The sequence below is a fragment of the Vibrio sp. 10N.261.45.E2 genome, assembly GCF_002875705.1.
Classification (GTDB): Bacteria; Pseudomonadota; Gammaproteobacteria; order Enterobacterales; family Vibrionaceae; genus Vibrio.
In genome coordinates this window covers 1-1,268 of record NZ_MCZZ01000012.1, presented here as the reverse complement: position 1 = coordinate 1,268, position 1,268 = coordinate 1, and the positions used below count along the sequence as shown (strand labels likewise).

Sequence of the window (1,268 nt, the reverse complement as noted above, 5' to 3'; positions counted from 1 at the left end):
TCATACCAACAAAAGGAAATGAATAATGAAAAAGCAAATCGGGGTGGCGTTAATGTTGCTTGGCATGTGGTCTTCCGCTTCGGCCAATGAATCTACCTATGACGCATTAATGGCGCAGCCTAGTGAGCCAAAACCAATCTCTTATCAATTTCAATTAATGCGAGACGGCGAAACGCTCAATGAAACCACCTTTTCGGCCGTGGCCACGTTGCCTGTTGACGTTAAGAACTGGAGAGAGCGTGTTATTACACCGGAAATTGCCTTAAAAGAAGGGTTCGAACTCCAGTTATTACAAGGCGTACGCAACGATGTGATTAACCTTTCCGTGTCTTATTTTGAACCATCATGGACGGAAAAAACGCCATTGCAAAACGTTAAACAGTCTCAACGTACTTTTCGCTCTCAAATCGTTTTATTGAACGGGGCGACATTTTGTAATGACTTAGTAGGGGGCGATACGCCCGTCAAGTTCTGCCTCTCTCAAGTTGCTCTGAATTGATAGTTTTTCAATAAAAACAAACACTTTAATTAACAAGTAAAAGGAAATAAACATGCAATCTATCTCTAACTCTCCCTTGAGTGATAAAGGGAAAATAACCGCGTTTCTCGCGTTCGTAGCCACGGCGCTGTGTTTCATGCCAGAAATGGCTTTGGCGGCGGATATGTTTGTGACGGCAAAAACGGATATTTCAGACACCATGTTTGGCGATACCGTGAAATACATTATGTGGGGAGGCGCGGCTCTGTCTGGTTTGATAGTCGGGATTTTTCAGAAGAACTGGGTGATGGGCGCTGTCACCTTCTTTGGTGCGATGATCTTTTGGAACGTTGCATTCGGGCTGCTTCCTTAATCAATGAGGGGCACATCCCATGAAAACCAACCAGAGCCTGTTTAGTCCCCATTTTCAAGCCAGTAGGGAGAAAGCCGGCGACAACGATAACACCATGACAATGCCTGCTTTTCGGGTGGGTAAGTCTTTTTTTACCCGCACCCTCGTGAGCACATTTAAGGGTTGTGATGATTCAGGCACAACCAACATTCACCGTGTTGGGAAATAGCACAGGAGCGTGAAGATGGAACAACCTGAGCAGTATTACCTCATCCCTTCAAGTTTTGATAACGGTGAAGTTTTTATGGGCTTGCCTCGTGAAGAAAGCTTACCAGCGGCCTTTGTCGTGGCAATAGGGTTCATGATGGGGCATGAAATGATTGGGCTGGCTTTAGCCATTGGTTGTTTGTTTGGGGTCCGCTACATCAAAGGGCAATA

Annotated in this window: 3 protein-coding genes; all 3 read left to right on the top strand. The window is 45.4% G+C overall.

Going from position 1 to position 1,268, the window contains the following annotated elements:
- The first annotated feature begins 25 nt into the window (after positions 1-25).
- Entirely contained in the window at positions 26-499 is a 474-nt protein-coding gene (locus tag BCT34_RS00560) for a hypothetical protein (protein ID WP_076651828.1), read from the top strand.
- 52 nt (positions 500-551) lie between these two features.
- A complete protein-coding gene (locus tag BCT34_RS00555) occupies positions 552-851 on the top strand; it encodes a hypothetical protein (RefSeq protein ID WP_076651827.1) in 300 nt (99 codons plus the stop codon).
- Between the two features lie 223 nt (positions 852-1,074).
- On the top strand, positions 1,075-1,268 hold a 194-nt coding region (locus BCT34_RS00545), incomplete at its 3' end, for a type IV conjugative transfer system protein TraL (RefSeq protein ID WP_241906866.1).

Excerpts from the sequence above, each read along its gene's own strand:
- BCT34_RS00560 (WP_076651828.1), top strand. The coding sequence starts at position 26 with ATGAAAAAGCAAATCGGGGTGGCGTTAATGTTGCTTGGCATGTGGTCT.
- BCT34_RS00555 (WP_076651827.1), top strand. The coding sequence starts at position 552 with ATGCAATCTATCTCTAACTCTCCCTTGAGTGATAAAGGGAAAATAACC.